Annotated in this window: 8 protein-coding genes; 6 read left to right on the forward strand and 2 right to left on the reverse strand. The window is 60.1% G+C overall.

The features are described 5' to 3' along the window. Window positions 1-2,256 (reverse strand): trypsin-like peptidase domain-containing protein (locus AC1D35_RS34190; protein WP_477942310.1); only part of this gene is annotated, 2,256 nt, incomplete at its 3' end. Window positions 2,257-2,517: 261 nt separating this feature from the next. Next, complete coding sequence (locus tag AC1D35_RS34195) at window positions 2,518-3,474, reverse strand: VOC family protein (RefSeq protein ID WP_477942312.1); 957 nt, start codon at window positions 3,472-3,474, stop codon at window positions 2,518-2,520. Between the two features lie 198 nt (window positions 3,475-3,672). Here AC1D35_RS34195 and AC1D35_RS34200 point away from each other — a divergent pair, with 198 nt between their 5' ends. The 6 genes from AC1D35_RS34200 to AC1D35_RS34225 form a co-directional block, all read left to right on the forward strand. Then, window positions 3,673-4,083, forward strand: coding sequence for a universal stress protein (locus AC1D35_RS34200; RefSeq protein ID WP_113311745.1), 411 nt, complete (start codon window positions 3,673-3,675; stop codon window positions 4,081-4,083). A gap of 11 nt (window positions 4,084-4,094) precedes the next feature. Further along, window positions 4,095-4,415 (forward strand): TraR/DksA family transcriptional regulator, encoded by a 321-nt coding sequence (locus AC1D35_RS34205; protein WP_113300310.1) that lies wholly within the window; start codon window positions 4,095-4,097, stop codon window positions 4,413-4,415. A 120-nt stretch (window positions 4,416-4,535) separates the two neighbouring features. Continuing rightward, entirely contained in the window at window positions 4,536-5,204 is a 669-nt protein-coding gene (gene trhA / locus AC1D35_RS34210; RefSeq protein WP_113300311.1) for a PAQR family membrane homeostasis protein TrhA, read from the forward strand. Window positions 5,205-5,248: 44 nt separating this feature from the next. Beyond that, the gene (locus tag AC1D35_RS34215; protein ID WP_113311747.1) at window positions 5,249-5,797 is read left to right on the forward strand and encodes a GNAT family N-acetyltransferase; all 549 of its coding nucleotides are present in this window, start codon (window positions 5,249-5,251) and stop codon (window positions 5,795-5,797) included. Window positions 5,798-5,901: 104 nt separating this feature from the next. Further along, window positions 5,902-6,600 (forward strand): pentapeptide repeat-containing protein, encoded by a 699-nt coding sequence (locus AC1D35_RS34220; RefSeq protein WP_113300313.1) that lies wholly within the window; start codon window positions 5,902-5,904, stop codon window positions 6,598-6,600. Window positions 6,601-6,674: 74 nt separating this feature from the next. Then, window positions 6,675-6,833, forward strand: a 159-nt coding sequence (locus AC1D35_RS34225) for a transposase (RefSeq protein WP_477942316.1), incomplete at its 3' end; no start/stop codon positions are given.

The raw sequence follows: 6,833 nt of genomic DNA on the forward strand, positions 1-6,833 counted from the left end.
CCGGTCAGCGCCGGTCAGCGGCTGGAAATAGCGCGGCTTTTGAGGCGCTTCGAGCGTGTCGGTGGCGAGGTTAGCGGGCAGGAAGACCAGTTGTTCCGACACGATGCCGGCCTCGGTCACCGTCTTGGCCTCTTCCAGATCGCGCAGAATATGATCCTCATAGAGTTTGCTGAGCACGGCATCTTCAAGGATGGCATGCCATTCGCGATTGTAGAGCCGCAGTGCCGATGCCGCGTCATCCTTGTTTGTCAAAGGTGCCACGTTGGGCTGGTTGGAGCTCTGCCAGTTGCCGCTCGAAAGCCACATGGCATTGTGGTCGCGCACGGCGACCTTGATATGATAGGCGGAATCGAAGATGCCGTTCCTGCCGACGCTCGCCGGCGCGAAATCGAACTTGTTGCCCTTCGCATCGCGGATCTGCCCGACCGCTTCGGCATCCGTCAGATCACCGTCATGCACCTTGCCGCCCATCTGCAGTACCATGGAGATGGTTTCTGCCTGGCCCTTGACAGCATCCAGCACGCCATTGGCGACATTCGTCGCACCGAAATCGTACATGGCAACGACCAGCGACTTCCGGGTCTTCGACAGGAATGGGCCAAGCTGCGGCCAGCTCGCATCGGGTCCGGTATGGATGACGAATTTGCCATTGACCGGGCGCCGGGTCAGCGGCAGATCGGGACGCGGCTTGTAATTCGTATGCCAGCTCGGCTGCGCAGCCTCGTCCATGTCAATGCCGAAGAGATCCTGCGCCGAGGCAACGGTGATGTCAGTGCGCACGCCGTCAATATAATCAGGTAGTTTCGTGCGGCCGCGCGCTTCCAGGGCGCCCAGCTCGAGCTTGCGATTGACCGCGATCACAACGGCGCGCTGATCGGTGATCTCGCCATTCTCGAAGCGATAGCCCGGCTTGATGGCTACAACGTCATCACGATTGGCAAGCTGAGATCTTGCGCTGCGGACCGCTGTAAATACCTGCTCCTTGGTCGGCATCGGAATCGGCGAGGGGGACGGCGGGTTGGGGCCGGAACCGGTCGTGCTCATGACGATGGACGGCCCCGACGGCGCGTTCGCCGGTCCGCCTGCGAGCGAGGATTGCAACGCCGCAGTGTCCAGTTCGACGGTAATCTTCAGCGGCACCGTGAATGTCACTTTGCCGCCGCTGCCGCTTCCACTTCCATCGCTATTGATCACGGCAATTTCCTCTTTCGGTGGCGGTTGGAGCAATCCTTGGGCACGCTGCAGGCAGCGCCGCAGAACGGCCGCCGGCACTGCGTCATTCTCGATGAATTCGGTTCCGCTGTAGTGAAGCCCCATCACCCTGCCGGTGCCGATGTCGAGCAACGGAGAGCCGGAATTGCCGCCGAGGGTGGAGCAGGAATGGGTGACACGGTTCTCGTCGGCGGCCAGCAGGTTGCCGACTGCAAGCCGCTTCTTGGTGAATACGCCGCCAAAAATCTTTTCGGCAAGCCTCTGATCGGAGAAGCGGGAATCGCTGGCGGGATAGCCGATTGCGGCAACCGGCAGGTTGCGCACCGGCACCTCGGAGGCAAGGTCGAGCTTCAGACGGCCGACCGGCGAGGATTTCTGCTCCAGCTTTAGGAAGGCAATATCGGGTCCGTTTTCGGGCGCCACCCAGACGACGCGTTCGATCTTCACTTCGTCGCTGGCGGCGTTACCGTATTCTTCCAGGAAGTCGATGTTGACGCCGATTTCGCGGCGCGCGTCGAAGCCGATCTTGAACTTGAAACCGGTGCCGCTTGCTTCCGCAAAAAGGTTGGCCACATGGCGGTTGGTGACGACAAGACCGTCATCGATCACCCATGCCGTGCCGGCATAGTCGCGGTCGGCATTGGTGACGTCGACACGGCCGATCGAAACCATCGCCCGGTCCACGTTCGCAGCGTTGTCCGTGAGGATGCGGCGCCAGGCCTTCGCTTCCTCTCGGGCGCTGTCGATGTCGACGGCATTGTTCCTGACAAGGAAAACCGGCGTACCCACGGCAAAGACGATCGTCTCCAAGTCGCCGACTGGAGGTGGGCCGATATCGACCCCTTCTTCGACTGGCTGATCTCGGTTCATCAATGCGCGTACGCCGCCGTAACGGACGTTCATGGCGCGGCMGGCTTCATCGAGCCAGCCAGGCTTTTGCGCGCTGCTCATCAGCGCGTTGATATCTGCCCGAACATCCGGCGGGCTGGCGGCTGCAACCTGCTCCGCTACCTGCCGGACGCGCTGAGAGTCCTCCACTGTCATTCTGCCTCCTCCGTCCGATGGCGGACGTCTCGTCGGTGTACGATGGGGATTGGCTGCGAAATCTATTGATGGTTGTAAACTGGAACGATACGTCCAGATTATTACAGCGGGATGATGGCGTCGAGCCCTGCGCTTGCGGTCGTCCTGAAAGCAAATATCGGCAAATATGCCGGGACTGTTTTGGAAATTACCTCAAAACAAAAGGACCGTTTCGGCAAAATACCAAAACGGTCCTCTCCAAGTGCCTTAAAAGTTATTCCTTCAGGCCGAGAGCGTCAGCCCGATGCCCCATGGATCTCTCAGGAAGACGCCGCCGTYGCGCTTCTCGCTCCTGATCTCCAGTTCGTCGAGCTTGGCAACGGCCTTGTCGAGCGTTTCCTTGTCGTTGAAACGGATCTTGTAGTCGGAAAGGCCGGTCATGTGGTCGGCGCGCGTGCCGGCGCCGCGGCTGTTCCAGATATTGGCTGCGAGATGGTGGTGATAGCCGCCGCTCGCAAAGAAGCTCGCGCTCGGATAACGCGCCATTACCTTCAGGCCAAGCACGTCGCGATAGAAGGCATCCGCCTGCGGAATGTCGCCGACCTGCAGATGGATGTGACCGATCGCGGTGCCGTCAGCCATGCCGGTCCAGGTATCGTCGGGCGCGCTGTTGTAGAGCGCCTGCAGGTCGAGCCGCAGCGTTGCCATTTCCACCATGCCGTCCGGATGGAACTTCCAGCTCTCATGCGGCCGGTCTGCATAGATTTCGATGCCGTTGCCCTCCGGATCGGAAAGGTAGATCGCCTCGCTGACCAGATGGTCGGACGCGCCTTCCAGCGTGACGTTGTTGTGCGCGGCATGGCGCAGCCAGCGGGCAAGTTCGGTGCGGCTTGGCATCAGGAAAGCGGTGTGGAAGAGGCCGGCGGCATTGCGGGGCGCCTCGCGCGCATTGCTGTCCGTCGTCAGCGTCAGCAACGGCAGGCCGGCGACGCCAAGGACTTCGCCGCTTGCGGTCTTTTCGAGCACCGAAAGGCCAAGCATCTTCTGATAGAAACCGGAAACCGCGGCCAGGTCTTTCACGACCAGATGCGACTGGTCGATATAGGCAGGGCGCGTCAGCGCATAGGAAGTTTCTGATGACGTCACGGAATGATCTCCTGCCCTGGAATTGAAAGGCGTACCGGCGGTGGCGGCAAATGTGCCGCCCGTAGCGAGCGCGAGGAATTTTCGCCGGTCCATTTGCCTGTAAGCTCCCCTCGGCTGCTGTACTTGATGCCTATATGATCTATTTGCATTGTTCACAGAAGGCCAGTTTTTGACGATGAAGCGTTCTGCAAACGTTGACGATCGCTTGGCCCCCACTTGATATCAGTCAATGCGCTTTATCTATCCGAGTAGGAAGTTGACCACGAAGAGCAACACCTCGAGGAGGATCGCATGTACAAGAAGATCATCGTTCCGATTGAAATCGGCAGCATCGATAAGGGCGAGAAGATTTTCCGCAACGCGGCAAAGCTGCTCGACAATGGCGGCGAGATCATCCTCCTCAATGTCGTCGAGGATATTCCGACCTATGTCGCCATCGAGCTGCCGGGAAACATCGTCGAAGATGCCATGAGGGAAGGCCGCGACCGGCTGGATGGCCTCGTCGCCAAGACCGGCATTCCGGCCGCCGTCGAAGTCCGCAACGGCCCGCCAGCCAACGGCATTCTTGCCGCGGCGGACAGCCACGGCGCCGACCTCATCATGATCGCCTCGCATATCCCCGATATCTATAACTACTTCATCGGCGCCACCGCCGACCGCGTGGTGCGCCACGCCAAGTGCTCGGTACTGGTGGATCGGTAGGACGTGAAACCATGGACACGAAACTTCAGGAAAAGATCCTGCGCGACCGCTGGCACGAGCTGACTGCGCGCCTGCGCAAGATCGATACGGACCTCGGCCGCACCAAGGCGGCCGATGACGAAGACCGCGCCATCGAGAACGAGAATGACGAGGTACTGGAAGGGCTCGGCCAGGCCGGTGAGGACGAGTTGCGCGCCATTGACGCCGCTCTCGAACGCATCGCCAAGGGCACCTATGGCACCTGCGCCCGTTGCGGCGCCGAGATATCCGAGGCCCGCCTTGCAGTGCTGCCGCAGACGCCGCTCTGCGAGGATTGTGCGGCAGGCAAGTAAGCGCGTCATCAAAAACGAGCATGGCTCGTCACAAAGATTTAACCTGACGCCACCGGGCGTCAGGTTGCGCCTTTACGCATTCAATGCGACCATCGCATCGCTATGAGTAAGGGTGCGTGCATGGCCGAAATCAACGGCATTCGCTGGGCTTACGACAGATATGAGCTGATCGCCGACGGCATCGTCCACGGCGTCGGTTTGTTCTTTGCCCTGATCGGCGTGACCGTGCTGATCTTCTACGCCACCCTCTGGAGCCCCGCCGGTGCGCTCGCTGCCGCCTGGGTTTACGGTGTCGGGCTGGTGCTGACGCTGGGCATTTCCTTTTCTTATAACATCTGGCCGGTTTCGCGCACCAAATGGTATCTGCGCCGGCTTGACCACTCGGCGATATTCATCCTGATCGCCGCCACCTATACGCCCTTTCTGGAGCGCGGCGCCGACGATCCGCTGCTCCTGGGCATGCTGATCGTCATCTGGGCGATCGCTGCCTTCGGCATTTTCGTCAAATGTGTCTTTCCGGGCAAATACGACAGGCTGGCGATCCTGCTTTATCTCGCTATGGGCTGGAGCGGCGTGCTGGTTGCCGAACCCGTCGCCTCGCGCATTCCCTATGCTTCCATGCTGCTGATCATCATCGGCGGCATCATCTATTCGCTGGGGGTCATCTTCCACGTCTGGGAGAGGCTGCGCTTCCAGAATGCCATCTGGCATGGCTTCGTTGTGGCCGCGGCTGCAGTGCATTATTCGGCCGTGCTGACCTGCTTCAGCCTCTCGGTTCCCGCCTTCTGATCTCTTGCTGATATCTGGCGTTTACATCGGCCGGCGCCCGGCGTATGCCCCGGCAGAAGACCATTCCGAACCGGACCTGCCATATGACCGATACCGTTCTCATCCGGGACGCCGCCGAAGTCGATCTTGCTGCTATCCGTGATATCTACAATCACGCTGTCGAGCACACGACGGCGATCTGGAACGAAACGCTCGTCGATCTCGACAACCGGCTGGAATGGTTCAAGGCTCGCAAGGGCAGGGGCTTTCCGGTCATCGTCGCCGAAATGAACGGCGAGGTCGCCGGCTACGCCTCTTACGGCGACTGGCGCGCCTTTGACGGCTACCGTCACACGGTCGAGCATTCCGTCTATGTCGATAAAGACTGCCGCGGTGCGGGCATTGGCGAAAAGCTGATGCGCGAATTGATCGCGCGGGCGGGCGCCGGAAATATCCACGTCATGATCGCCGGCATCGAGGCAGAAAATGCCGCCTCCATCAAACTGCACGAGAAACTCGGCTTCCGCATTGCCGGCACATTTTCCGAAGTCGGCATCAAGTTCGGCCGCTGGCTCGATCTGACCTGCATGGAGCTGCGCGTGCCGAAGACCTGACGGGAACTTCGAGAGATTGATTGCCGGCAAGGACTAACCATATTTTTATCGTAGTCTGCGCCTTGTAGAAATCTCTGGTAGCGCGACTCGCGGAGGAGAGGTTGATGTTTGGACGCTCGGTGCTCGGTCTTTCGGCTTTCTTGGCCATAACCGCCTATTCGCTGCCCGTTATGGCGGCCAGTTGCGGCAGCACGGCTTCGCCCGAGCTCGACTGGCAGGAGTGCAACAAGAAAAACCTGATGCTGCAGGGCAGCGACCTCCAGGGCGCCAATCTGGCCGGCACGGATTTCTCGCTGACCGATCTCGGCGGCGCCAATCTCAAATCCGCCAATGCCGAAAAGGCGACCCTTGTGCGCGCCTCGCTTGAAGGCGCTACCGCGCAGGGCGCGAACTTCGGAAAAATCGAAGCCTATCGATCGACGTTTGCCAGGGCCATCGCCGATGGTGCAAGCTTTGCCGGTGCGGAGTTGCAGCGGGCCGATTTCACCGGGGCGCAGCTGACGAAGGCCAACTTCGAGAAGGCCGAGCTGGGTCGGGCCAATTTCGACCAGGCGGTGCTGACAGGCGTCAGCTTCGCACTCGCTAACCTCTCCCGCGCCGATCTGACGAGCGCAAGCTTTGAAGGTCCGATCAGTTTCGACCGAGCCTTCATGTTTCTGACCCGCATCGAGGGGCTGGATCTTTCCGCCGCTACCGGCCTGCAACAGGCGCAGATCGACCTCGCCTGCGGCGATTCCTCCACCAAACTGCCTTCGGGGCTCTCTGTCCCTTCGACCTGGCCTTGCCCGCAGGAGCAAGACTAGGGTTAAAACCCAATCAAACTATTGATTAAATTATCTCTGTATGATTCACTTCGGTAATAATGGGAGTTTGAATCATGGCAGGAGAATTCTGGCTTGATGACCGACAGTGGGCGGTGATCGCTCCTCTGCTTCCGACGAACCAACCCGGCGCTCATCGAACTGATGACCGCCGGGTGATCAGCGGGATTATCCACGTCCTGCGATCGGGTTGCCGGTGGCAGGATTGTCCAGCT

The organism is Rhizobium sp. P1_E6 (assembly GCF_056405875.1).

What these genes read in the sequence shown, in the direction of transcription:
- AC1D35_RS34200 (WP_113311745.1), top strand. Translation starts at nt 3,673, where the DNA reads ATGTACAAGAAGATCATCGTTCCGATTGAAATCGGCAGCATCGATAAG.
- AC1D35_RS34220 (WP_113300313.1), top strand. Translation starts at nt 5,902, where the DNA reads ATGTTTGGACGCTCGGTGCTCGGTCTTTCGGCTTTCTTGGCCATAACC.
- AC1D35_RS34205 (WP_113300310.1), top strand. Translation starts at nt 4,095, where the DNA reads ATGGACACGAAACTTCAGGAAAAGATCCTGCGCGACCGCTGGCACGAG.
- trhA (WP_113300311.1), top strand. Translation starts at nt 4,536, where the DNA reads ATGGCCGAAATCAACGGCATTCGCTGGGCTTACGACAGATATGAGCTG.
- AC1D35_RS34215 (WP_113311747.1), top strand. Translation starts at nt 5,249, where the DNA reads ATGCCCCGGCAGAAGACCATTCCGAACCGGACCTGCCATATGACCGAT.